The sequence below is a fragment of the Pedobacter sp. R-06 genome (assembly GCF_049913135.1).
Classification (GTDB): Bacteria; Bacteroidota; Bacteroidia; order Sphingobacteriales; family Sphingobacteriaceae; genus Pedobacter.
The window spans coordinates 5,871,973-5,896,559 of sequence record NZ_CP183977.1 but is presented as its reverse complement, the minus strand read 5'-3'; the positions used below and the strand labels follow the sequence as shown (position 1 = coordinate 5,896,559).

The 24,587-nt window shown below is 37.7% G+C and carries 22 protein-coding genes; 14 read left to right on the top strand and 8 right to left on the bottom strand.

What is annotated here, in order from left to right; genetic code table 11:
• Positions 1 to 117 precede the first annotated feature (117 nt).
• The gene (locus tag ACN9MR_RS23945; protein ID WP_426326996.1) at positions 118 to 1,281 is read left to right on the top strand and encodes an acyltransferase family protein; all 1,164 of its coding nucleotides are present in this window, start codon (positions 118 to 120) and stop codon (positions 1,279 to 1,281) included.
• Positions 1,282 to 1,317: 36 nt separating this feature from the next.
• Positions 1,318 to 2,340, top strand: coding sequence for a LacI family DNA-binding transcriptional regulator (locus tag ACN9MR_RS23940; protein ID WP_426326995.1), 1,023 nt, complete (start codon positions 1,318 to 1,320; stop codon positions 2,338 to 2,340).
• A gap of 6 nt (positions 2,341 to 2,346) precedes the next feature.
• Here the strand turns inward: ACN9MR_RS23940 and ACN9MR_RS23935 are convergent, their stop codons facing one another.
• On the bottom strand, positions 2,347 to 3,891 hold the full coding sequence (locus ACN9MR_RS23935; RefSeq protein WP_426326994.1) for a glycoside hydrolase family 10 protein: 1,545 nt from the start codon (positions 3,889 to 3,891) through the stop codon (positions 2,347 to 2,349).
• A gap of 206 nt (positions 3,892 to 4,097) precedes the next feature.
• On the opposite strand from ACN9MR_RS23935, the gene ACN9MR_RS23930 reads away from it, so the two are divergent.
• Positions 4,098 to 5,000, top strand: coding sequence for a hypothetical protein (locus tag ACN9MR_RS23930; protein WP_426326993.1), 903 nt, complete (start codon positions 4,098 to 4,100; stop codon positions 4,998 to 5,000).
• A gap of 38 nt (positions 5,001 to 5,038) precedes the next feature.
• Here ACN9MR_RS23930 and ACN9MR_RS23925 read toward each other — a convergent pair whose 3' ends face one another.
• From ACN9MR_RS23925 to ACN9MR_RS23910, 4 genes are all read right to left on the bottom strand, one after another.
• Positions 5,039 to 8,770, bottom strand: coding sequence for an ATP-binding protein (locus ACN9MR_RS23925; RefSeq protein WP_426326992.1), 3,732 nt, complete (start codon positions 8,768 to 8,770; stop codon positions 5,039 to 5,041).
• 90 nt (positions 8,771 to 8,860) lie between these two features.
• Entirely contained in the window at positions 8,861 to 9,742 is an 882-nt protein-coding gene (gene fabD, locus ACN9MR_RS23920) for an ACP S-malonyltransferase (protein WP_426326991.1), read from the bottom strand.
• Between the two features lie 85 nt (positions 9,743 to 9,827).
• Complete coding sequence (gene folE / locus ACN9MR_RS23915; protein WP_426326990.1) at positions 9,828 to 10,463, bottom strand: GTP cyclohydrolase I FolE; 636 nt, start codon at positions 10,461 to 10,463, stop codon at positions 9,828 to 9,830.
• Between the two features lie 12 nt (positions 10,464 to 10,475).
• Positions 10,476 to 10,886 (bottom strand): 6-pyruvoyl trahydropterin synthase family protein, encoded by a 411-nt coding sequence (locus ACN9MR_RS23910; RefSeq protein WP_029274209.1) that lies wholly within the window; start codon positions 10,884 to 10,886, stop codon positions 10,476 to 10,478.
• 105 nt (positions 10,887 to 10,991) lie between these two features.
• On the opposite strand from ACN9MR_RS23910, the gene mqnB reads away from it, so the two are divergent.
• Positions 10,992 to 11,615 (top strand): futalosine hydrolase, encoded by a 624-nt coding sequence (mqnB, locus tag ACN9MR_RS23905; protein ID WP_426326989.1) that lies wholly within the window; start codon positions 10,992 to 10,994, stop codon positions 11,613 to 11,615.
• Positions 11,616 to 11,734: 119 nt separating this feature from the next.
• Positions 11,735 to 12,583, top strand: a complete 849-nt coding sequence (locus tag ACN9MR_RS23900) for a menaquinone biosynthesis family protein (RefSeq protein WP_426326988.1) — start codon at positions 11,735 to 11,737, stop codon at positions 12,581 to 12,583.
• Positions 12,584 to 12,795: 212 nt separating this feature from the next.
• On the opposite strand, the gene ACN9MR_RS23895 is transcribed toward ACN9MR_RS23900, so the two are convergent.
• The 3 genes from ACN9MR_RS23895 to ACN9MR_RS23885 all read right to left on the bottom strand — a co-directional run bounded on the left by ACN9MR_RS23895 (position 12,796) and on the right by ACN9MR_RS23885 (position 16,131).
• A complete protein-coding gene (locus ACN9MR_RS23895; protein ID WP_426326987.1) occupies positions 12,796 to 13,491 on the bottom strand; it encodes a response regulator transcription factor in 696 nt (231 codons plus the stop codon).
• 176 nt (positions 13,492 to 13,667) lie between these two features.
• Complete coding sequence (locus tag ACN9MR_RS23890) at positions 13,668 to 15,488, bottom strand: sensor histidine kinase (protein WP_426326986.1); 1,821 nt, start codon at positions 15,486 to 15,488, stop codon at positions 13,668 to 13,670.
• Between the two features lie 277 nt (positions 15,489 to 15,765).
• Positions 15,766 to 16,131 carry a DUF3127 domain-containing protein gene (locus ACN9MR_RS23885; protein ID WP_057933226.1) on the bottom strand — a complete coding sequence of 122 codons (366 nt, stop codon included), beginning with the start codon at positions 16,129 to 16,131 and terminating at the stop codon, positions 15,766 to 15,768.
• A 71-nt stretch (positions 16,132 to 16,202) separates the two neighbouring features.
• Between ACN9MR_RS23885 and ACN9MR_RS23880 the strand changes: the two genes are divergently transcribed.
• The 9 genes from ACN9MR_RS23880 (at position 16,203) to groL (ending at position 24,372) form a co-directional block, all read left to right on the top strand.
• On the top strand, positions 16,203 to 17,381 hold the full coding sequence (locus ACN9MR_RS23880) for a THUMP domain-containing class I SAM-dependent RNA methyltransferase (protein WP_426330242.1): 1,179 nt from the start codon (positions 16,203 to 16,205) through the stop codon (positions 17,379 to 17,381).
• A gap of 67 nt (positions 17,382 to 17,448) precedes the next feature.
• On the top strand, positions 17,449 to 17,943 hold the full coding sequence (locus tag ACN9MR_RS23875; protein ID WP_057933225.1) for a hypothetical protein: 495 nt from the start codon (positions 17,449 to 17,451) through the stop codon (positions 17,941 to 17,943).
• A 295-nt stretch (positions 17,944 to 18,238) separates the two neighbouring features.
• Positions 18,239 to 18,520, top strand: coding sequence for a helix-turn-helix domain-containing protein (locus tag ACN9MR_RS23870; RefSeq protein ID WP_029274217.1), 282 nt, complete (start codon positions 18,239 to 18,241; stop codon positions 18,518 to 18,520).
• Between the two features lie 72 nt (positions 18,521 to 18,592).
• The gene (locus ACN9MR_RS23865) at positions 18,593 to 19,237 is read left to right on the top strand and encodes an HD domain-containing protein (RefSeq protein WP_426326985.1); all 645 of its coding nucleotides are present in this window, start codon (positions 18,593 to 18,595) and stop codon (positions 19,235 to 19,237) included.
• A 247-nt stretch (positions 19,238 to 19,484) separates the two neighbouring features.
• On the top strand, positions 19,485 to 19,847 hold the full coding sequence (locus ACN9MR_RS23860; RefSeq protein WP_426326984.1) for a hypothetical protein: 363 nt from the start codon (positions 19,485 to 19,487) through the stop codon (positions 19,845 to 19,847).
• Between the two features lie 93 nt (positions 19,848 to 19,940).
• Positions 19,941 to 21,197 (top strand): putative DNA modification/repair radical SAM protein, encoded by a 1,257-nt coding sequence (locus ACN9MR_RS23855; RefSeq protein ID WP_426326983.1) that lies wholly within the window; start codon positions 19,941 to 19,943, stop codon positions 21,195 to 21,197.
• A gap of 123 nt (positions 21,198 to 21,320) precedes the next feature.
• Positions 21,321 to 22,085, top strand: coding sequence for a TIGR03915 family putative DNA repair protein (locus ACN9MR_RS23850; protein WP_426326982.1), 765 nt, complete (start codon positions 21,321 to 21,323; stop codon positions 22,083 to 22,085).
• A gap of 241 nt (positions 22,086 to 22,326) precedes the next feature.
• Complete coding sequence (locus ACN9MR_RS23845) at positions 22,327 to 22,617, top strand: co-chaperone GroES (protein ID WP_010599229.1); 291 nt, start codon at positions 22,327 to 22,329, stop codon at positions 22,615 to 22,617.
• A 120-nt stretch (positions 22,618 to 22,737) separates the two neighbouring features.
• Positions 22,738 to 24,372: a chaperonin GroEL gene (groL, locus tag ACN9MR_RS23840; protein WP_057933220.1), complete on the top strand. Its 1,635-nt coding sequence runs from the start codon at positions 22,738 to 22,740 to the stop codon at positions 24,370 to 24,372.
• Positions 24,373 to 24,587 lie beyond the last annotated feature (215 nt).

The following is a 24,587-nucleotide window of genomic DNA, read 5'->3' as shown; positions in this document are numbered from 1 at the left end:
ATACATTTCCATAGACTTACGAAGTTAGCCTGTCACTGCTGGCCACCTAAACTTCGAAAGTAATTTCTCATTCTAAAAACAATACTCTAAATTAGTTTGCTGAACCCAAACAAGCTAATGATGACCGAACCTAAACCACGATTGTTATCTCTCGATTTTTTCAGGGGATTAACCGTAGCTGCAATGATCTTAGTGAACAATCCGGGCAGCTGGGGGCATATTTACGCGCCATTAGAGCATGCGGAATGGAATGGATGTACACCCACCGATTTAATTTTCCCATTCTTCTTATGGATTGTTGGTGTATCCATTGCATTTGCCATGAGCAGTAGCAAAACAGATCCTACTACACATCAAAAAACCATCATAAAAGCCATTAAACGTGGTATTATACTTTATTTACTCGGTTTCTTTTTGGCCATTTTTGGGAAAATTATCAGTGCCATAATAGACGGCAGATCGATCTGGGAGGCCTTTCAAACGGTTCGTCTTTTAGGCGTTTTGCAAAGAATAGGCATTGTTTTTATCATTAGTAGTATCATTTTCATCAAAGTATCGAATAAAACCATATTCAAAATCTTTATTGTAATCCTTGCCCTTTATTGGGCCTTAATGACATTTATTCCTGTACCGGGAGTAGGTTACCCCAACCTGGAAAAAGAAACCAATTTAGCCGCCTGGGTCGACCGCGGGATTTTAACCGAAGCACATACCTGGGCCTCATCCAAAACCTGGGATCCGGAAGGGGTTTTGAGCACATTACCAGCAGTAGGAACCTGCTTATTTGGTATTCTGGTTGGCGTTTGGATGCGCAGAAAAAACGTAGACAATCCAACTAAGGTGGCCTGGTTATTTACTGCCGGTATAACCGCTGTTATTTTAGGTTTACTTTGGGATTTACAATTCCCGATCAACAAAGCGCTTTGGACAAGCTCTTATGTGCTTTACGCAGGTGGATTGGCATCAATAGGATTGGCGCTTTGTTACTGGATCATCGATGTTCAGGGCTACAAAAAATTCACCCTTCCTTTTGTTGTTTATGGTGTAAATGCCATAACAGTCTTTTTCTTAGCAGGCTTAATGCCGCGGGTATTAAACCTGATCCAGATTACCAAACCCGATGGCACAAAAACAGGATTATTGGTACACTTTTATGAAACTTGTTACAGTCCGTTTTTTAGCCCCATAAATGCTTCCTTAGTTTGGGCCATAACCTATGTGCTCGGTTTTTATGTGTTATTATATTTTATGTATAAAAAGAACATTATTATTAAGGTTTAGTAAATTTACGCTATAATTGAATGTCCCCCTCTGCAATTGAAAAAGAAAACCACCATATACGATATAGCCAAGGAGCTTGATATTACCGTATCAACAGTTTCCAGGGCGCTTAGTGGCTTTCCGGCAATAAGTGATGCCACCAGAAAGGCAGTTGTTGAAATGGCTAAAAAATTAAACTATAGCCCGAATAAACTCGCCTCTGCATTAAAATCCGGCAAAACCCATATTATTGGTGTAATTGTACCAAGTGTACAGGCACATTTCTTCGCATCTATTATCCATTGCATAGAAGACGGGCTGAAAGACAGCGGCTACCGCGTTATTATCTACCAATCCAACGAATCTGTAGAGAACGAAATAAACGGCGTAAGAACTTTACTAGAGGCGCAGGTAGATGGCATTATGGCCTCAATGTCTTTAGAAACAAAAGATGTTTCGCATTTTGCCGAAATTATTAAGCAAAATAAACCACTTATCTTATTCGACCGTGTAGATCTGGAACTAAAAGTCCCTACCATTACACTTGATGATTTCAAGGCAGGTTATATCGCTACAAAACATTTAATCGATCAGGGTTATAAAAAAATTGCATTTGTAACCACTGTTCATCAGATTAAAATATTTAACGATCGCTTAGAAGGATACAAATCAGCCTTAGCAGACCATAACCTTCCGGTAATGGAAGAACATATTATTTTTGGCGGCTTATCTATTAAAGACGGTCGGTTTGGTGCAGGTAAGTTAATGCGCAGCAAAAACAAACCCGATGCTATTATTGCGGGCGATGATTTTACCGCCTTAGGTGTAATTAAAAAGCTTAAAGAGATTGACGAAACACCCCCTGAAGTTGGTGTGATTGGTTTCGCCAATGAAGCATTCTCCGCTTACATTACACCTAACCTGTCTACAATTGATCAGCATGCGTCACAAATGGGAAAAGAATGTGCTAAAATGTTTCTGAAAATGATCAATCAGGAGAACCCATACGTGAACATGGAGCATATCGTGCTCGATCCAGCTGTTGTAGAAAGAGAATCGACCAATAAAAAAGATAAATAGCACTTATTATTCCTTCGCTAAAGGCACTTCGATACCAACAGGCCCACTGGGATCACTTTCATTTTTTAGTCGATCAAGTGCAGTTACAAGGTAGCTGTACCGCTTCCCACTTTCTACACTGGTATCGATATATGAAAGATAATCTTCAAAGCTTATTTTAACGATGTTCTTAGGATCGAGTACCGAAATTTTTTCTCCTTCATTAAACCGGTAAACTACAAATCCCGAGGCCGTTTCTCCATCTTTTGCTTTTAACGGAAGTTGCCATTTTAAATGCACACCATCTTTTAGTGCATCAGCCGTTAATGCTTGAGGTTCGTTTGGCGGCACTTCATCCAGCCATGGCATTTGAGGTGGCAAAGCAGGGTATTTATAAAAATCGTTCTTTAAGGAGTCGCCTACAGCTTTAGCAACTGTACTTAATGATTTAGAACTGAAAAAAACGCTCCCCTGAATTCGGTTGTTATCTCTTATGTATCTAATCTGATTGGGTATTTCACTTAGATTTTTCCATGCTGCTTCTGCCCTCGAATTTACCAGATAAGCACCCTGTCCGATATAAACATGTCTGCCAAAAGTATTATTACTCCACCAGTCGACCAAAATACCATAGGGAGCTACTCTTCTGGTAAACGTAAAATAAATTTGAGGATTAATGTAATCTACCCAACCTTCTCTAACCCACTTGCGGCTATCGGCAAAAAGTTCTGCATAATTGGATAGGCCACTGGTAGCGGAACCTTCAGGATCCTCATTTTTATTTTTCCAGATCCCAAAGGGACTAATGCCAAATTTTACCCATTTTTTATAGTGGTGGATACTATCGTCCAGCTGCTTGATGAGCAGATCAACGTTGTTGCGCCTCCAGTCTTTTATATCTGAAAAATTATTGGGGTATTTGTAAAAAGTATTACCATCGTTAATCGTTTGCCCTTCTACTTTATAAGGATAAAAATAATCGTCGAAGTGAATTCCATCAATATCGTATCCTTTTACCACATCTAAAATTACCTGAACAATATATTCCCTTACATCTGGAATACCCGGATCAAACTGTTTTTTGCCACCATAGGTAAAAAACCAATCGGGGTGTTTACGATAAGCATGGTTTTCGCTTAAAACAGCTGTGCTGCTCATACTAGCCCTGTAAGGATTAAACCAGGCATGAAGTTCCATTCCCCTGAAATGAGCTTCTTTAATGGCAAAGGCCAAAGGGTCGTAACCGGGTGCAGGTGCTAAACCTTGTTTACCCATTAACCACTGGCTCCAGGGTTCTCTAGATTTTGCGTAAAACGCATCGGCTGCTGGTCTAACCTGCAAAATAATTGCATTCATCCCCTGGCTTTTATGTCTTTCTAAAATACCAATAAGCTCCTGCTTTTGTTGATCAATATTTAAACCTGGCTTCGAGGGCCAGTCTATATTGGTAACAGTAGCCACCCAAACACCCCTAAACTCCCTTTTTGGTGCAATTTTTGATAAAGGTTGTGCATTTAATATATAAGGTACTACGGTTAAAGATAAAAGTGCGTATAGGAAGTTTTTAAGCATTATTTCTGTCTTATTTTTTTATTCAGGCTGTGTGTTTGTGTTGATTTGAATACAAATGAACATTAGCAAGTAAACGATTTTTTTTAAAAACTCTTATAAGTTTTTAAAAAAATTAATTTGCGCCCTGCTAAAATTAATTGTGTACCCCCATTTACCTATGGAGAACAAAAGTATATTAATTTACAGAAGATACAGCGTTATTAAAAATGGAACCACAAAAGATTAATAAGGGTGATAGAAACAAAATTTACTTCCTGGTCATCGTTATTGCTGCTTTAATTGGCACAAATGCTTACTTGTTTTTTAAAGACCGACAGCAAAGTGAAAGATTTGTTACAGTTAGTACAGAGAAGGATAAACTGCGGCTCGAGGTAGAAAAGATTGAGGTTGAGCTGGATAAGGTTAATGCATTAAACCTGGATTTAAACGAGAAACTTGTTGAAGAACAGAAGCTTGCCCGGGTAAAAATCGAAGAGCTTAAAGCAGCTTTAGAAAAAAACCAGATTACCCAAGGCGAACTCGACAAAGCCAATACGCAGATTAATGAACTGAAAACCTTTGTTAAAAACTACAACGATCAGATTATTCAGCTGCAGAAAGATAATATTTTCCTAAAAAACAGTCGCGACAGTTTACAGAATACCCTAAGAAACATCAGCAGTAAGGCATCGAACTTAGAGAACGAAAATGCTAATCTAAATGCGAAAGTTAAAACTGCCGCGGCATTAAAGCTTCAATCTGCCGAAATTATTGCCTTCAGAACAAAATCAAGTGGCAAAAAAGTCGAAGTAACCAAATCATCTACTGCCGAGAAGTTAAGCGTGCGCTTTAATGTTGTGCCTAACCAATTAGCAGAAAAAGGACATCATAACATTTATCTTCGGGTATTCGATCCTGCTGGGAATCTGCTTGCAGACGAGGGAAATCATTTTGAGGCTGATGGGCAGGATATGCAGTTCAGTCATTCTATTTTTATTAACTACAATAACGATGACAGCACCTATGTTATCGACTGGGCGAACCCTAAACCGTTTATAAAGGGCATATATACCGTAATTTTATATGCTGATGGCAATACCATGGGCAAGGCTCAAGTGGAGCTGAGATAAAACCCACCTTCTTATTAATCAATCTACCTGTTTTTAATTTAAGCTAAAGGAAAGTTCAGATAGAACGTGGTTCCTAAACCGCTTATTGAGGTAAACTTAACTGAACCGCCCGCATTTTCTACAGCCTGCTTAACAAAAGCTAAACCTAAACCTGTACCTGATGTTTTTGTAGTGAAGTTCGGTACAAATATTTTATCGTGCAACGTCGGTGGGATGCCTTTTCCATTATCTTTTATTTCGATATATGCATTTTTTGCATCTACATATATAATGATGGTGATGCAGCATAAAGTTTCCTCATCAATAGCTTCTATTGCGTTTTTAAGCAGGTTGTTAAACGTTCTTAAAAGCTGATCGTGATCGGCCATGATTTCAATGTCCTTATCGCTTTTGTTGAGCACATCAATGGTTACATTTTCTGTACTTTTAAATACTTCTCTCGCCTGGTCAATAATCGGAAGTAGGGAAAGGCGTTCCAGATTGGTATCAGGCATTTTGGCAAAATTAGAAAACTCAGAAGCAATTTTCGAAAGACTATCAATCTGTTCTATAAACGATTTGCTAAATTTATTAAACTTCAGTTCGAAGTTTGGATCTTTTTCTTTCCACGATTTCTCTAACAACTGAACACCTAATTTTAAAGGCGTTAACGGATTCTTGATTTCGTGGGCGACCTGTTTCGCCATTTCGCGCCAGGCACTCTCCCGTTCCGATCTGGCGAGCTTAATCGCACTATCTTCTAAGGCTGCAATCATGTGGTTATACTCCTTAATTAAAGAGCCGATCTCATCATGCCTGCGCCACACGATGGGCTCATTCTTTTGCCCGATTTTCGTTTTACTAATACTGTCCTGAATAAAAGTTAATGGACTGGTAATCTGATTGGCCAAAAACACAGCCAATACTCCAATAGCCACAAATACCAGGGCATAAAGATTAATCAGGTTACTTACAAAAAGCGCCAGTTTATCTGTATATTCTTCTTCGGTAGAGTAATTTGGCAGGCCGATATAGGCAATTGTTTTATTTTGTGCATTCCTGATGGGAGCATATGCCGCAGCGTAGGTTAAGTTGCCTATCTTTTCTTCAGTATTGATAAATTCTGATCGATGCAAGCCTCCTAAAGAAGCAAAGGCAGATGGGCCCATCTTTTTACCGATAATTTTATAATTATAGAGTTTTGGATAGGTGGTCATGATCAGGTTACCATTCAGATCGTATAGGTTGAGATCCGCATTATTGATATCAGCAAAATTGTTAAAATCTGCCGCTGCATTCTCGTCGTTTGCAATTATGCCATTGCTAAAAATCTGCTTCTCAAAATTCTGCTGCACCTTCCTTATCTTATCTTTTAATATCGTATCCTGTTGCCCACGGTACTCATTGTTCATGTAATAATAAGTTCCCCAACCTACAATAACAAGCGTTGCAACAACGGCCAGCACAATAGATACCTGGATCCTGGTTTTATATAAGATTTTATTGGCATTGATCATTAAAGACCTGTTGATACTAAACCAGCCCACCTTATCATCATCAAGGTTTTTGATTAACCATATTAAACCATAAAGTAACAAGGAGAAGATGATAAATATCAGAAAGAAAAACGATAGCGCTGCCAAACGTTCTACATAATCTACCTTCTCTTTGCTGATAACAACCATTTTGCTATCAGTGGGTTTATAAATTAAATGGCTGTAACGAAGTTCATCGTCATTACTGGTTATAAAATCATCTTTTTTACCTTTAAATATGCTACCATCTAGAGGATATGTATAATTTCCAGATTGATTAAGCAATTTATTATTGTTATATAAGGCAATAGAGTAACCCTTAAAATCTTCGTCTTTGATCAATTTTTGATCCCCTAAGAGATCGGGTAGCCGATTGTTGTAATTATACGGCTTCGAGCGGAGTTCGATAACGAGTGTACCTAATAAACTGCCGTTATCTACAACCGAAATTATACCAAAGTAATCCTGGTAACCAAATGTATTGTTAACCTGATAAAAAAAGTTAGACCCATCAATTTTAACGGAGCCGGCCTCAACCAGGTTTTTATATTTATCAATCGGTGGTGTGTCAGAATTTTCTATCGCAGCACCCAATCTGTTATATGGATAGATCTGATAATCGTAGCGGTTTAAATAGCCATCCAAATAATCCTTAATATGATTTTTAAGCACCGGGTAACTACCTTTTCGGTTCTGACTAAAATAGCTTGTCAGAAAATTATCTTTAACAATTTCATTGCCCAAAGTACCTAAAGCAATAATGGCATTCGGATCTTCTGACGATTGCACTTTTCTGGCCAAAGGTTCGCGTAAACTTCTTTCCTTAATATCTTTATACTTGGTGTATTTAATAGAAGTATTAAAAGCCAGACAGAAAAACACAATCGCAAACATGCCGATTGAGAAGTTCTTTTCTTTTAAATAAACGGCCCGTGCCACGATAAATAATACAAGGGCAAAAACAATAAAAAATGCATTAAAATCTACTACGAGCTTGTAGATAAAAACACCTGCAAAGCCAATTAAAAAAATAATCACCCGCTCTTTATTGCTTACATTTAATTGGCTGCTTACTGTTGCCGAAACAGCCGTTATCAGGTAAATCTGAAACCAGGCCAGACACAAAATTACAATACCCACCCAGCTGGTTCCACTGAGTTTAAGAATATTAACGATATCGAAATTAATTTTTGAATTAAAAATCAATCCGAAGAAAATGTCATCGGTATCCCAAACTATCCGACCAATCAACACCATTAATCCAACCTGAATAACAACTCCAATTATTTTGCTCCGCTTAACCCATCCCGGAAACTTATATTGTTCCTTATGGTTATACATAAACAAGAGTAGCCAGGTTAGTGCAATTACATTTAACAAAAAGTCGCCCAACGAAGGCATCAGGAAATTATCGGCATATATTTTTGGATCAAATAGATCTAAGGTAAACCTGTGGTTAAACCAACCGTAATATAAATCTGTTAACCTAAAGGCCAAGAAGAAAAACAATAACAAAAAAGTACCCCATGCAATGTGTCCACGTCTGGCAATGAACGAACTTAAAGAATTAAAAAACATGCAGATGCACAACATACCGGCAACAAATAACCATAATTGCGTGCCTGAATAATGGGTTTCTGCATATCCCGGTTTAACTTTAAGTCCGAATAAAAACTTATTATCCAAACTTTTTATTACATACACATCCTTATCGGTAAAAGATGCAAAAGTTAGTATTTTGGTATTTGATAAAATTGGATCGATATCATTTTTAAAATACTTTGTTTCTTTAAAAGGATATTGAGATTGAATGCCGATCAAGAAAATAAAGCTAAAATTACCCTGGGTACTTTTAATCACCTCGTACCAGCCGTTATAAAAAAATAAAACCGAACTACCCTCTTTTATTGTAGTTGGATCTATTTCTGCAACTTTATAGGTGCTCCAAAACTTAAGTTGGTTATTTTGATAGGTGAGCAGGTTTATACCATTGTTTTTGCGATATGTATTAATAAAATTTATCGCATTTTGCGGGTTGAGATGAAACTGTTTGGCCTTAATAACCTGATTTTTATCGGCCAAAAAGCTTTTTACCGCTTTTTCTTTAATCAAAAGGTTCTGTTGAATCTCTTGTGCGTCGTGCTCCAGGAGCTCGCTTTTGGTTGTAAACCGACTTAACGAAATAGAAGTTGCAATGAGACAACAGCCCAAAACAAGCAATAGAAATCTTATTTTTACACCAAAGCTCATTTTCATCTACGGATAAAGATATTAAATATTGATAAAAAACAACGCCATAAACAGCTGAGTTTATGGCGTTGGCACTAATATTCTATTTTGAATAAATTAAGCTATGGCAGCACTACTTGTTTGCACTTCGCGGCTTACCTTTTTAACCAATCCTTGTAACACATTACCTGGGCCAACTTCTACAAATTCAGTTGCGCCATCAGCTAACATATTCCCTACTGTTTGTGTCCAACGTACAGCACCCGTTAATTGTTTAATTAAATTGCCTTTAATTTCGGCCGGATCGGTATATGGCTTTGCATCAACATTTTGGTAAACCGGACAAATTGGTGCAGAAATATCAGTGGCCTCTATAGCTTCCTGTAATTCAATTTTTGCAGGCTCCATTAAAGGAGAGTGGAATGCACCGCCTACATTTAATTTTAAAGCTCTTTTAGCACCGGCTTCTGTTAGTTTAGCACAAGCCAGATCAATTCCTTCTATGCTGCCCGAAATTACCAATTGTCCTGGGCAGTTATAATTTGCTGGCACTACAACAGCATCAATTTCAGCACAGATTTTTTCAACTACATCATCGGCTAAACCTAAAATAGCTGCCATGGTTGATGGTTGTGCTTCACAAGCTTTTTGCATCGCATTTGCACGGGCAATAACCAGTTTTAATCCATCTTCAAAGCTTAATGCATTTGCGGCCACTAATGCCGAAAATTCGCCTAACGAATGGCCTGCAACCATGTCTGGTTTAAAATCATCGCCCAACACTTTGGCCAAAATAACCGAATGCAAAAAGATTGCCGGTTGGGTTACATTGGTTTCCTTAAGCTCTTCATCTGTTCCGCTAAACATAATATCGCTAATCCGGAAACCGATAATTTCATTGGCCTGTTCAAATAATGCTGCAGCTTTTGGGTTCTCATAAAGATCTTTACCCATACCTACAAACTGTGCTCCCTGTCCGGGAAAAATATATGCTTTCATACCCCTTAATCCCCTAAAGGGGAAATTAAATATTTAGTTAAATTTATTTATTGTTAAATCCACACCCCCTTAAGGGGGCAGGGGGCTAGTCTAAACTTGCGGTAATTAACCTTAAAAACTCGGCTCTTGTTTTATCATTACTTAAAAAAGTTCCTGTAAAGGCTGATGTTGTGGTTACCGAATTTTGCTTTTGCACGCCACGCATAGACATGCATAAGTGCCTGCACTCTATCACCACTGCAACGCCCATTGGGCTAAGGGTATTTTGAATACAATCTCTAATTTCATTCGTTAAACGTTCCTGTACCTGTAAACGACGGGCAAAAGCATCAACTACGCGTGGGATTTTACTTAAACCAACAATGTGCCCGTTAGGAATATAAGCTATATGTGCTTTACCGAAAAATGGCAGCATATGGTGTTCGCACATCGAATATACTTCAATATCCTTTACCACAACCATTTGGCTATAATCTTCTTCAAACATTGCGCCCTTCAGAATCTCATCAGGCTTTAAATCGTACCCATGTGTTAAATATTGCAGCGCCTTAGCCACGCGCTCAGGTGTTTTTAGCAAACCTTCGCGTTCCGGATTTTCGCCTAACTGGCCGAGAATATCTTTATAATGTGTAGCTACAGCTTCAATTTTATCTTCGTTGTAACGGTCTATTTTTACGTAGCCGTCTCTCGATTCGCCTTTCAATACGTCTTTATCGCTCATTAATTCGGGTTTTTAACCAAAGTATTCAACAAAATTATTTTCGGTTTCGTAGATTTTTACGCAATGTAAAACTGCGCCGCTCTCTGCAATCGGCGCCCATAATTGTTTCCAGATTTCTATGGCCAGATTTTCGGTCGAAGCCAGTTTACCTTTCATAAAATCTACATCAAGATTCAAGTTTTTATGGTCAACCTTATCTACCACATAGTCATTCATTACGTCTTTCAGCCACTTCAAATCAACAAGAAAACCTGTTTCCGGATTCACTTCGCCTTTAACTGTAACATATAACCAATAGTTATGGCCATGCCAATTGGGGTTGGCGCATTTACCATAAACTTCATTGTTTTTATCATCATCCCAATCGGTACGGGCTAATTTGTGCGCCGCATTAAAGGATGCTTTTCTCGTTATGTAAATCATTACTATAAAATAAAATGCAAATATACGGATAAAGGTTCAAGCTTAAAGACTAAAGACTAAAGCTTATATAAAACTTAAATGAAAACAATCTGCTAACTTTACGTGATGAAAACTTTAATTGTTGCCGCTACAAAAGCCGAGCTCACTTTCTTTTATCAACATTTTAACTTGCCCGAGGGAGATTTTGTAGAAAGTAAAAATTTCGATTTGCTGATCACTGGCGTTGGAATGGTGGCAACAGCCTTTGCCCTGGGCAAGTATCTTTCATCTAAATATAGTCTTGTGGTAAATTTCGGCATTGCCGGAAGCTTCGATAGGAATACAGCTTTAGGTACCGTATTAAATATTACCGAAGATACTTTTGCCGAACTGGGCGCCGAAAATGGAGACGAATTTTTAACCATAAGCGATTTAGGTTTTGGAGAGAACCATTACACCTCGAAAACAAACAAAAGCGTTAATCTACCCATAGCAAAAGGCATAACCGTGAACCGTGTAACAGGCAGCGAAAAAAGCATTAAAAATCTAATTAAGAGGTTAAATCCAACTACCGAAAGTATGGAAGGTGCCGCTGTTTTTTATGCCGGTAAACAGTTAAATATAGATTGTTTACAGATAAGAAGTATATCTAATTATGTAGAACCAAGAAATAAAGACAATTGGAAAATTGGCTTGGCCATTAAAAATTTAAACGATTGGGCTATTGCTTTTGTTGGAGAAATGAACTGATTATGACTGATTAGTTTTTCGCAGTACTTAATTTTGATTTATGAACCCAACACAATTAAAATAATTATTTTAATTGTGTTGGGTTCCATCTAACAACTGAAAACAAAAAAAATAAATAGATGAAACTTACACTTGGATTTTCTCCCTGCCCTAACGATACATTTATTTTCGATGCACTAATTCACCATAAAATTGATACGGAAGGATTAGAGTTTGAGGTTTCTTATGATGATGTAGAAACGTTAAACCAAAAGGCACTTAGAGGCGAATTAGACATTACTAAGTTAAGTTTTCATGCTTTTGCCTATGTTGCCAACCAGTATGCGTTACTCGATGCTGGGAGTGCCCTTGGTTTTGGTGTTGGACCATTATTAATCAGTAAGAATCATTTCGATGGAGAAAATGATGCTGCACTCCAAACGCCAGGTTCTAAACTAAGGGTTGGAATACCAGGAAAATACACTACTGCTAATTTTTTGCTGGGAATTGCTTATCCTCATTTACAAAACAAACAGGAGCTTGTTTTTTCGGAAATCGAATCTGCTTTACTTGGCGAGCAGATTGATTTAGGACTGATTATTCACGAAAACAGGTTTACCTATCAGGATAAAGGTTTAACCAAGATTGTTGATTTAGGCGATTACTGGGAAAAACTAACGGGTTGTGCCATTCCACTGGGTGGCATCGTAATCAACCGTAATTTAGATCGCGAGGTACAGTTAAAAGTGAACCGTTTAATCCGACAGTCGGTAGAGTTTGCCTTTGCGCATCCAAAATCGGGGATCGATTTTATCCGCCAGCATGCCCAGGCCATGGAAGAAAGCGTGATGTACAAACACATCGAATTATATGTGAATAAATACAGCATAAACCTTGGTGAGGAAGGCCGTAAAGCGGTTGATACTTTATTTAAACTTGCCCGGGAAAGAAATATTATTCCTGCTATTCAGGAGAATTTATATATATAACCACATTTTTTTACTACCATACGTCGTGGCTGTATCATAAGTTGTAATTCAGTCGAATTTGTCACGTTGAGCTTGTCGAAACGTCTTTCTAGAAATTTAAACAGGTCCTTCGACAGGCTCAGGAAGACAATTCTATATTTATGATACAACCTCCTTTCCTTTAATGCGTTACATCGGACACTGAAACAAGTTCAGGATGACGAACCGATCTATTAACTCACCAATAACTTATAGCCCTTTCCGTGCACGTTAATAATTTCTACTGTCGGATCTGCCCTAAGATACTTACGCAACTTACTCAAAAACACATCCATACTCCGTCCGTTAAAGTAATTATCATCATGCCAGATACTCAACAATGCCTCTTCGCGGGTTAAAACAGTATTCTTTTTCAAGCACAATAAACGCAACAGTTCGGCTTCTTTGGTAGAAAGTTTTTGCTGATGATTGTTATCTGTAATAATCTGGGTAGTATAATCGAAATGATATTGACCGATAGAAAACTGCGTTTCGGCAGCCTCATCGTTGTTATCTGTTTTATTGGCCACGCGCTTAAACATCGCATTAATACGTAGTAAAAGCTCTTCTATGCGGAAAGGTTTGGTAATATAATCATCACCACCTAAATCATAAGCAGCAGATTTATCTTCCAGCATGGTTTTAGCCGTTGCAAAAATAATGGGTACCTGTGTATTTACCTTCCTAATGTCTTTACCCAAGGTAAAGCCATCTTTTTTAGGCATCATCACATCCAAAATACATAAATCGAAGTTCTGTTTATTAAACGTTCTCAATCCATCCTCACCATCGGTGCATAATACTACATCAAACTTGCCTTTAAGCTGCAAATAGTCTTGTAACAATAAACCTAAATTTGGGTCGTCTTCTACCAGAAGTATTTTTTTCATTTTCTTGTTTTTATTCACATATGTAGCACTAGCCACACTGAAAGTTTGATTCTGAATATACCTAACGGTTTAATTTAGGTTGTAGATTAAATTAATACTCCACTATATTAGCTAAATTAAACCTGTTTTATTTTAATGTATCGATAAAGCAAGCTTTGGTACCGATGTTTAACTGTTTATAAAGGTAAAGATATTTCGAACGTGGTTCCTTTATCTTTTTCGCTACTTACCTTAACCGTTCCATTCAATTTTTTAATTATATCCTGAACATAGTTTAAACCTAATCCAAAGCCTTTAACATCGTGTAAATTACCTGTTGGCACCCTATAAAACTGGTCGAAAATCCGTTTAGACTGCTCCTTGGTCATTCCAATGCCTTTATCTGCTATTTCGATAATTAAATTTTTACCTGTATTGCGGGTGGTAATGGTAATTTCTGGTGTATTGCTGCTGTATTTATTTGCATTATCAATAAGGTTATAAATTACATTAGACAGATGCAGCTCATCGCCATATACAACGGCATTCTCTGCATCGGTATGTACGTTGATAATGGCGTTCCTTTTCTGTAGCTGCAATTCCATGCTATCCAATACAATCACAATCAGATCGTTCACATCTACTTCGGTGTTTTCCATTTTAAGCTCACCTTTTTCTAAACGGGCAATGCTTAAAACACGTTCGATATGACTACCCAGGCGAACATTTTCATCATATATAATCCCTGCCAGGCGTTTTAACCTGGCCTTATCTTCTGTCACCTCAGGATCTTTCAAAGCCTCGCTGGCAATCATAATAGTAGCCACTGGGGTTTTAAACTCATGCGTCATGTTATTGATGAAATCTGTTTTCATCTCCGACAGTTTTTTCTGCTTTAAAATGGCATACAGGGTATAGGAGAAAATAAAAACAAGTACCAGTAACAGGCCGATGGATGAGGCGAGCGTTGCACTTAGGTTGGAAATAATTGCCGAATTTTTATCGGGAAAACTAACGAAAAGCATTCCGGGATCGCGAAAGATATCGTTTCCAAACAAAGGCGTTTTATAGGTGTTTTCGGGTAAAAATTCTCCTTTAACGTTAGATGCCGTCATATAAATGGTCGAATCTTTTCTGGCTAACGAAATCCTGTAAGCCGGCTCCAGTGAAATATTATTGGCCAGGAGTTCTTGCTTTAATAAACGGCCTAAGGAGCTAAAATTAATGCGTTTATAAATTGGCACATTGGTTTCCTGAAGTTCTTTAGATACATCCTCAACCACACTCGATCGGGTATATGAAAAAGTATCTTTGCCCAATGCAGCAATTTTCAGTTCTAACTTTTTCCTTTCAATCTCATCCTCGCGCTTAAATTTTTTCTGTAAATCGTTTGGGATCTTTGGAACATTTGCGAAACCAGGAGTGCCATCTCTGGGATCAAAAACCAAATACCTTAACGTATCGGGCAAACTTTGCAGGCTTTTAAATTCAAATGCTTTTGGTGGTGCTGTAAAAGGTTTAGTGCGCATGCTATAGCCTTTAATAATAAGGCTCTTAATATCAATAAACGCATCCATTTGCAAATCCAGTTTATCACCGTTTTTCGAACTCAACGAGTTATATTCCCGTTCAGAAATCACATTGGGCGCTCGGTAAGATACACGGATAATACTATCTTGCTGGTTCAGGTAACTCTCAATCTGATTTTCCCTTTCGGCTTGCCGCAGCTCTGCCTCTTGTACATATTGTTGCCGTAAATCCTTGATGTCTAACGCCCGTTGCCTGGAGTCTTGTAGTTGTTTCAGTTTATTTTCTGCGTCTTTCCGATTTAAGTGATCGGCAACATTTCTGCGCTGTAGTTTATTTACTACCGATGTTAGCGTTTGATTTACCTGCTCATCAAAAAGCTGAGATTTTAGTTTATACGATTCCCTGATGTAATACAGCTGCATTACAAAAACACCAAGCAAAGCTACTGTCATTAAAACAGTAATTAACCAAAAACTCTTTTTCTTCATGAACTAGATTGGTTTTAAGATTAAAAAAACCAGAGCATAATCTTCTTAAATCTAAACAGATATCAAAAATACTGATTAGCTAAACGAAGTGTTTGTTTTTAACATATTTTAACAGCGCTGAGAAGACTTCTGAAGTTTTTCTGTGGCACGGGCCTGGTAAACTTCAGAAGTCTAAGCGATGGAAGAATTTCGGATGTCTGGCAAAAGGGGCAAAAAAAATGCCGAGACTAAAGCCTCGGCATGGTTCAAAATTGTTTGCTTAAAAAAGATTCTTTATTTAGAAAGGCAAATCATCATCTTCACCTGGTGCATTGCTTACATCAACCGGAGCTGCATAAGCTGGTGTAGCTGCTGGAGCACCTGCTGCAACTGCATTTATGCGCCAAATAACCAAACTGTTAAAATATGATGTTTTACCTGCTTTATCTGTCCAAGGGCGACCACGTAAATTAAAGAAAACCTCAACCTCATCGCCTGCTTTAAATGTATCTAATAATGCAGTTTTATCTTGTAAAGCCTCAAAACGGATATATTCTGGGTATGTTGGATTTTCTGCGTATTCTACTATTAAATCACGTTTTTTAAACGTTTCACTTACTTGTTGTGTGGCACCTACTTCGTGTACTTTTCCTTTAATTTCCATATCTAATACTACTTAATGTACTATAAACATCAAATCTCTATAATTTTATTGATAACTTCGCATATATTATGATGCAAGTTTTCCACAATAAAAGCAAGGTTATTATCACCTGCAACAAGCGCCTTTCGCCTTATTTACAAGAAGAAGTTAAGGCTTTAGGTTATACCATCGAGCGGTCCTTTGCTACTGGTGTTGAGCTCAATATCACCCTTACAGAGTGCATTAAGCTCAATTTGAACTTGCGCTGTGCCAGTCAGATTCTATATGCCATAAAAAGTTTCAAGGCCATTACGCCCGATGATTTATACAATGAAATTGCAGCCATTGAGTGGGAAGAACTGATTGATTTTTCGGGTTATTTCTCGGTAACCTCAAATGTTGATAACCCAAATATTACCACGCCACTTTTCGCAAATTTAAAAGTAAAGGATGCAATAGTAGACCGCATGAAAGAGAAAAAAGGCATCCGCCCTAACTCTGGATCTGATGCAAACAAAACAGTAGTGCATTTATACTGGAAAGATGCAGACGCCGATGTTTTTATGGATACTTCTGGCGAAACCCTTGCCAAACACGGTTACCGTAAAATCCCCGGAAAAGCACCTATGTTAGAGGCTTTGGCTGCTGGGGTTATTTTAGCCACCAACTGGGATAAGAAATCGCCATTTATTAACCCAATGTGCGGTTCAGGAACTTTAGCTATCGAAGCAGCGCTGATTGCAACCAACCGTGCACCTGGATTATACCGCATGAATTATGGTTTTATGCATATATTAGGTTATAACGAAGAAGATTTTTTCGCTGAGCGTAGGATTTTAAAAGATCAGGTAATTAAAAATGTCGACCTTAAAATCATAGCTTCCGATCTTTCGGAAGATGCAGTTGAAGTAACCCGTAGAAATGCTAAAACTGCTGGTGTTGACACTTTAATCGAATTCGAAGTTTGCGATTTTGAGTTAACACCGGTTCCTGAAGATGGCAAAGGTGTTGTTGTTTTTAACCCTGAGTATGGTGAGCGTTTAGGAGTGCATAGCAAGTTAGAATTGACTTATAAACGTATGGGCGATTTTATGAAAACAAAATGCAAAGGCTATTCTGGATATATTTTCACCGGAAATCCTGATCTTGCAAAGAAAATTGGATTAAAAGCTGCTAAAAAAGTTGAATTTTATAATGGTAAATTAGATTGTCGTTTACTAGAGTATGAATTATATGATGGTTCTCGCCGGGCGCCATTAATTGAGGCCTAGTCTTTTTCATTGAAAATTAATATATTACGCTCTCTTACGTACCATAACGTAAAAAATTTTGAAGAATATGGAATTTGATGACATGGACCATATGCCCGAATGGGAACATTTTAGCCGATTTGGCCGGGATGATGAGGATGAAGAAAATCTATCAAGTGTTGATGCAGAGAAGGTCAGACTAAAAGTGACCAGGGCTAAAAGCCTTTACAACCAGGCAAGAGCCGTATATAAATATGCTGCCCTGTTCTGCGAAACACTGGAAGGAGAGATGGCCGAAATGACCGCTAACTTAATTATGCAGAATGCCCTCATGTTATGCCCTAAAATTGTTGGGGCAGAAGGTGCAGATATGTATATTCTAAGAATGGAAAATGCCTCTATTATCCGAACCAATTGCCGTGAATTAGAAACCCAGGTGAGAGCAGCAGATATGTTCGAAATCTGCACTCCAGAATATAAAGACATTGTTTTAGACGAAATTGAAAAATTTCGTCTACTCTTTATCGAATGGGTTAAATATTTCGAAAAAGACGAATTTGAAGATGACTGGGGCCTATATTAACCATAGTAATTAATTTGTCTGCATTTTCTTACTCCCTCCTTTTCTCTTATTGATTTCACTGCATGTTTTAAACATGCCATATCATTCCCCTCTCCTCTATTTAAGCACAACAAAACACTGATTATAAGACAAAAACAGAACACTTAAACATTTAGGTTATTTTTTTGTTGTAACATTTAGTTCATTAATCGTTTCTCGTAATTCCCAATAGTGCTAGAATTAATACTTTTAAAAACTGTTGCGGTTAAAGTTTCGTACATAATGAAAAAACATTAAAAAAATTTATCCCTTTTTTATGGAAGATGTATTGGCTTTAAAGACAAAGAATGTTGCCGGGAATATCAGAAAAATTAGAGAATACAGAGACTATACTCAAGATTATCTGGCGGCGAAATTAAAAATATCTCAAAATGCTTACAGCAAAATTGAACTCGGTTATAGTAAATTAACGATCGATCGTTTGTTTCAAATTGCAGCAATTTTGGAGGTTGAAGTATCTCATTTATTAACCCTTAACCACAATGATTTAATTAAAATTATTGCTGATGATGAGAATAGGACAGCAGCTGCGAGTTAATACCAGGTGCTGTTGATATCATTTCTTTTACCCTGCAAATAATTCCAATATCTTTGGAACAAATTTAGAACTATGCAGGCTGCCATTCAAAAAACCATCGATTTTGTTCAGAAAACATTGGCTAATGCCGAGGCAGGGCACGATTGGTTCCATATCGAACGTGTTTTTAAAACCGCTCAAAACATTAATCAACAAGAAAATGGCGATGAGCTTGTAGTAGCCTTTGCCGCATTGTTGCACGATATTGCTGATCCTAAATTTAATAATGGCGATGAAGAACTGGGCCCGAACATGGCTGCTTCATTTTTAGCATCGATAGCTGTTGATAATGAGGCTATTGCCCATGTTAAACTGATTATCCAGAACATGTCGTTCAAAAATAGTTTTGATGGCACTGGTTTCACCTCAAAAGAAATGCAAATTGTACAGGATGCAGATCGTTTAGACGCCATCGGGGCCATTGGTATTGCAAGAGCATTTACCTATGGTGGATTTAAAAACAGGGTACTTTACGATCCGGCTATTTTACCCAAAGAACACCTTACCAAAGAAAGTTATAAAAATACCACCGCGCCTACTATTAACCATTTTTACGAAAAACTGCTGCTCTTGAAAGACATGATGAATACTGAAGCAGGGAAAGCAATAGCCGTTGAAAGACACAATTTTATGCTGCTTTACCTGGAGCAATTTTATAAAGAGTGGGATGGCAAATAATCAGCAATAAGCCACAAAAATACCTAATAGTAAGTATTCCGAAACCGTGCATCAGGACTTAACTTTACAAAAATTAATCCTCATGCATCCTTATAAACTAAAATACCATAAAAATAGTGTTTTGTTAATCGCGATGGTTGGCATTCCTGTGTTCTTCATTTCCTTAATGTTGTATTGTCTTTTTAGTTTGCCTTCATCGCTTTCCGAAACGTCCACTTTGATATTTGTTTCGCTATCAATTATTTTAATGGCACTACTTCTATTATGGATTACCAAAACGCAGATTTTTGTACACAGTAAGATTTTAATCAGTGAAAAAGGCATAAGCTTTAAATTAAAAAGCACTTCTTTCTTATACCGGAGAAATGAGTTTTTTTCTGGATGGGAAAACGTAACGAGTGTAACCGAAATGTTCGATAATCACAATGGAGGTTACTTTTATCAAATTGAATTTAAAGACCCGGATTTCGTGGCAAACTTTAGTCCACTTAAAAACCATGAAACAGAGGCCGACCGTTTCTTTTCTGAACTGCAATACTATCAGGAAAGTTATAATATTGCACATCAACTGCCAATAAGTAGAAAGCTTAATCCTTCGAACGGTTTTTAGTTAACATTATTATTCCAAAATAGAATAGGTTAAATAAATCTATTTGCTAATATTTTTAGTTATTAGACTATCTTTGTTAGTAAATATATCCCTATGTTCGATCGAATCCGTGAAAAATTAAATATTCTTGCTGACGCCGCTAAATATGATGTTTCTTGTTCATCAAGCGGCGGCACGAGAAAAAACATCAATAAAGGCCTTGGCGATAGCCATACATCGGGCATTTGCCATACCTACACGGAAGATGGCCGGTGTGTTTCGCTTTTAAAAATCCTCCTAACCAATCACTGTATCTACGATTGTTTGTTCTGCGTTTCACGGAAAAGCAACGATGTAAAACGTGCGGCCTTTACCGTAGATGAAGTGGTAGAATTGACCATGAATTTTTATCGCCGTAACTATATTGAAGGCTTGTTCTTAAGTTCAGGAATTTTCAAGAATGCCGATTTTACCATGGAACGGCTGTTGTTAGTCGTTAAAAAACTCCGTTTGGAACAGAACTACAACGGTTATATCCATTTAAAAACCATTCCAGGCGCCAGTGATGAACTGATTAAGGAAGCTGGCTTATATGCCGACCGGATGAGTATTAATTTAGAAATGCCAACTGAAGCCGGCCTGAAGCTCTTGGCTCCAGAAAAAAATCATGATGATGTTATTAAACCTTTGGCATTTGTACAACAACAGATTACAGCATTTTCGGCAGATAAAAAGTTAATAAAACATGTACCCAAATTTGTACCCGCCGGACAAAGCACTCAGATGGTTATTGGCGCCACACCAGAGAGCGATAAAGATATCATGTACACTGCAAATGCCTTTTACAAAAACTTTTCGCTAAAAAGAGTTTATTATTCTGGTTATGTACCCATTAGCAACGACACGAGGATGCCTATACTTGGTACACAACCACCACTGCTTAGAGAAAACAGGTTGTACCAAACCGATTGGCTGATGCGGTTTTATGGCTTTAAAGTACAGGAAATTTTAAACGATGCCAACCCAAACCTTGATATTGATATCGATCCAAAATTGAGCTGGGCGATTAGAAATATGCAACATTTCCCCGTGGATATTAATACGGCTGATTATAAAATGATCCTCCGGATACCGGGTATCGGTGTAATGTCGGCTCAAAAAATTGTGCAGGCCAGAAAGTTCGGAAAACTCAGGATTGACCAGTTGAAAAAAATCGGCGTAGCTTATAACCGGGCCAAACACTTTATTGTTTGCCTGGATAGCCCTTATCAGCTGAAAGATTATCAGGGCACACAGATTAAGGCTTTTATTTTGGCCGAAAGCCAGAGTAAATATTTAAAAACAGATAGCAACCAGATGATTTTATTCTAAAAACCCCCAAGACCGTCATTTCGAGCGGAGTGCAACGAAGTCGAGAAATCTGTCTCAATAGATCTCTCTCCCGAAGGTTAGGGACTACACTTCAATCGATATGACGACCAACTTAAAAATCATATGACCTACATTTTCGATGGCACTTTTCAAGGTTTATTAACCGCTGTTTTTGAGTGGTTTGAACGTAAGCCGGGAAAAGTTGTGCTAAAATCCACTTCAATTTTTCAGCCTGAAGCTTTTGTGGAAAGTTTTACAGTTAATACCAATGCAGAAAAAGCAGATCGGGTTTGGGTGGGGCTGCAAAAGAAACTCAAAAAGGATTGGCAGCGCAAATATTATTGCACCTATTTATCAGAAATACCCGAGGCTTACAACCACCTCTTCCAGTTTACTGTGTACATTTTCCAAAATCAGTTGGGTGCAGAAAGTAATTATGGCAATCCGCATGTAATTGCACTGGCTAAATATGCCAAAAGTGTAGAAAGAGAAAAACACAGAATGGAAGCATTTATCCGTTTTCAAAAAACTGGTGACGGGATATTTTATGCCAATATAGACCCTGATTTTAATGTACTGCCTTTAATATCCAGTCATTTTAAAAACCGTTATGCCGATCAGCCCTGGGTAATTTACGATTTAAAGCGCAAATATGGTTTGCATTATAATTTAACAAGCGTTGAAGAAATTACGATCAGCTTTAGCAACGGTGCAGATAAGCAAAATCTTGCGCCAGTTTTAATGGACGAAAGTGAGGCATTGTACACTACCCTTTGGAAAGATTATTTTAAAAGCGCCAACATTGTCGCGCGGAAAAATACCAAACTGCATCTGCAGCATGTACCTAAAAGATATTGGAAATATTTAACAGAGAAAGTTCCAATTTAGCTAACAAGGTTGGCAAACTAATAGCATAAAAGTTAGTAAGTTGTCAACGCTGAATATCCATACAATAAATCTGGCTAAAAAAAATCAAAACTTACTGCCATGCTGACACCCGTATTCTCAATTAGCGTGAAAAGTTTGACAGTTTGGTGAAAATTTGTCCCGCTAAACCGCTTGGCATAAAAAGTGTTAATTGTAAGCTTAGTTAAAAAACTCAAATCAAAATAAAAAAATAATAAAAGTTATGGCGTTAAACCTTAAACCAATTGCTGGCAGTTCGAACAGAGTAATAGTTGAACCGGCTGCGGCAGAAGAGAAAACTGCATCAGGTTTGTATATCCCTGATACTGCAAAAGAAAAACCATCTAAAGGAACTGTAGTTTCTGTTTCTGAAGAAGATGCTGAAGGTAAAAAAGCGAGTGTAAAAGTTGGCGATGTTGTAATTTATGGTAAATACGGTGGTACCGAATTCCCTTACGAAGGTAAAGATTACTTAATTATGCGCGAAACTGATATTTACGCTGTTGTTGGGTAATAATTAATGATTGAATGGCTCAGTGTTTCAGTGAGTGAATTCAGCATAAATCAAAAAACAAAAGAATAGGAGAGAATATTCAATCATTCTCTTGTACAATCATTCAAAATTTAAAAAATAATGTCAAAACAAGTAAAATATAACGTAGAAGCTCGTGACGCCCTGAAAAGAGGTGTTGATATTCTTGCAAATGCAGTAAAAGTAACTTTAGGTCCAAAAGGCCGTAACGTAATTATCGATAAAAAATTCGGTTCACCAGCAATCACTAAAGATGGTGTTACAGTTGCAAAGGAAATCGAATTGAAAGATGCGGTTGAGAACATGGGTGCTCAAATGGTTAAAGAAGTAGCATCAAAAACAGCTGATATTGCTGGTGATGGTACTACTACTGCAACTGTACTGGCTCAGGCAATTATTACTACAGGTATTAAAAACGTTGCTGCTGGTGCAAACCCAATGGATTTAAAACGCGGTATTGACAAAGCGGTTGCTGCTGTTGTAGAAAACTTAAAATCTCAATCGCAAGCGGTTGGTGATGATAATAATAAAATTAAACAAGTTGCCTCTATCTCGGCTAACAACGATGAAGTTATCGGTTCGTTAATTGCTGAGGCAATGAGCAAAGTTGGTAAAGATGGTGTAATTACTGTTGAAGAAGCAAAAGGTACTGAAACTGAAGTTAAAACAGTTGAAGGTATGCAATTTGACAGAGGTTATTTATCTCCATACTTTGTTACCAATGCAGATAAAATGGAAGCTGAATTAGAAAATCCTTACATTTTAATCTACGACAAAAAAATCAGTAACATGAAAGAATTGTTACCGGTTTTAGAAAAAACTGTTCAAACTGGCAAACCATTGGTAATCATTTCTGAAGATTTAGATGGCGAAGCTTTAGCAACATTGGTCGTTAACAAAATCCGTGGTTCGTTAAAAGTTGTTGCTGTTAAAGCTCCAGGTTTTGGTGATAGAAGAAAAGCAATGTTAGAAGACATCGCGATCTTAACCGGCGGTATTGTGGTATCAGAAGAAAGAGGTTACAAATTAGAAAATGCTGATTTAACTTATTTAGGTTCTGCTGAGAAAGTTGTTGTTGATAAAGACAATACAACTGTAATTAACGGCGCAGGTAACTCAGATGATATTAAATCACGTGTTAGCCAAATTAAATCTCAGATCGAAACAACTACATCTGATTACGATAAAGAAAAATTACAAGAGCGTTTGGCTAAATTAGCAGGCGGTGTTGCTGTTCTTTACGTAGGTGCAGCTAGTGAAGTTGAAATGAAAGAGAAAAAAGACCGTGTTGATGATGCTTTACATGCAACCCGTGCGGCTGTAGAAGAAGGTATTGTTGCTGGTGGCGGTGTTGCTTTTATCCGTGCGGTTGAAGCTTTAGCTAACCTAAAAGGCGCTAACGAAGATGAAAACACTGGTATCCAGATCATCCGTCGTGCTATTGAAGAGCCATTACGTCAAATCTGCGAAAACGCAGGTATTGAAGGTTCTATTGTAGTTCAAAAAGTTAAAGAAGGTAAAGCCGATTTCGGTTACAATGCACGTACTGATGTTTATGAAAACTTAATTGGTGCTGGTGTTATCGATCCAACTAAAGTAAGCCGTGTAGCATTAGAAAATGCAGCGTCTATTGCAGCAATGTTATTAACTACTGAAGTTGTTTTAGCAGACGAACCTGAAGAAGGTGGTGCTCCAATGCCTCCAATGGGCGGCGGTGGCATGGGTGGTATGATGTAATACCATTCTGCAACGAAACGATTTCGTGTAAAAATACACCCTCAAGGCCTTATGCCTTGAGGGTTTTTTTATGCCTTATTGTAGCAAAAACGAAGCTTTATCGATTCTATAACCCATTCATTTAGTTGATGTTGGTGTAAAGTTTTATAAGCGTAGTACTAAAATCACGTTCTTTGCAAACGAATATTTATTGACGCGTCTTAGGTCTAATACTC

Coding starts and splice junctions, on each gene's coding strand:
- ACN9MR_RS23945 (WP_426326996.1), top strand. CDS start 118: ATGATGACCGAACCTAAACCACGATTGTTATCTCTCGATTTTTTCAGG.
- ACN9MR_RS23935 (WP_426326994.1), bottom strand. CDS start 3,891: ATGCTTAAAAACTTCCTATACGCACTTTTATCTTTAACCGTAGTACCT.
- ACN9MR_RS23930 (WP_426326993.1), top strand. CDS start 4,098: ATGGAACCACAAAAGATTAATAAGGGTGATAGAAACAAAATTTACTTC.
- ACN9MR_RS23925 (WP_426326992.1), bottom strand. CDS start 8,770: ATGAAAATGAGCTTTGGTGTAAAAATAAGATTTCTATTGCTTGTTTTG.
- fabD (WP_426326991.1), bottom strand. CDS start 9,742: ATGAAAGCATATATTTTTCCCGGACAGGGAGCACAGTTTGTAGGTATG.
- folE (WP_426326990.1), bottom strand. CDS start 10,463: ATGAGCGATAAAGACGTATTGAAAGGCGAATCGAGAGACGGCTACGTA.
- ACN9MR_RS23910 (WP_029274209.1), bottom strand. CDS start 10,886: ATGATTTACATAACGAGAAAAGCATCCTTTAATGCGGCGCACAAATTA.
- mqnB (WP_426326989.1), top strand. CDS start 10,992: ATGAAAACTTTAATTGTTGCCGCTACAAAAGCCGAGCTCACTTTCTTT.
- ACN9MR_RS23900 (WP_426326988.1), top strand. CDS start 11,735: ATGAAACTTACACTTGGATTTTCTCCCTGCCCTAACGATACATTTATT.
- ACN9MR_RS23895 (WP_426326987.1), bottom strand. CDS start 13,491: ATGAAAAAAATACTTCTGGTAGAAGACGACCCAAATTTAGGTTTATTG.
- ACN9MR_RS23890 (WP_426326986.1), bottom strand. CDS start 15,488: ATGAAGAAAAAGAGTTTTTGGTTAATTACTGTTTTAATGACAGTAGCT.
- ACN9MR_RS23885 (WP_057933226.1), bottom strand. CDS start 16,131: ATGGAAATTAAAGGAAAAGTACACGAAGTAGGTGCCACACAACAAGTA.
- ACN9MR_RS23880 (WP_426330242.1), top strand. CDS start 16,203: ATGCAAGTTTTCCACAATAAAAGCAAGGTTATTATCACCTGCAACAAG.
- ACN9MR_RS23875 (WP_057933225.1), top strand. CDS start 17,449: ATGGAATTTGATGACATGGACCATATGCCCGAATGGGAACATTTTAGC.
- ACN9MR_RS23870 (WP_029274217.1), top strand. CDS start 18,239: ATGGAAGATGTATTGGCTTTAAAGACAAAGAATGTTGCCGGGAATATC.
- ACN9MR_RS23865 (WP_426326985.1), top strand. CDS start 18,593: ATGCAGGCTGCCATTCAAAAAACCATCGATTTTGTTCAGAAAACATTG.
- ACN9MR_RS23860 (WP_426326984.1), top strand. CDS start 19,485: ATGGCACTACTTCTATTATGGATTACCAAAACGCAGATTTTTGTACAC.
- ACN9MR_RS23855 (WP_426326983.1), top strand. CDS start 19,941: ATGTTCGATCGAATCCGTGAAAAATTAAATATTCTTGCTGACGCCGCT.
- ACN9MR_RS23850 (WP_426326982.1), top strand. CDS start 21,321: ATGACCTACATTTTCGATGGCACTTTTCAAGGTTTATTAACCGCTGTT.
- ACN9MR_RS23845 (WP_010599229.1), top strand. CDS start 22,327: ATGGCGTTAAACCTTAAACCAATTGCTGGCAGTTCGAACAGAGTAATA.
- groL (WP_057933220.1), top strand. CDS start 22,738: ATGTCAAAACAAGTAAAATATAACGTAGAAGCTCGTGACGCCCTGAAA.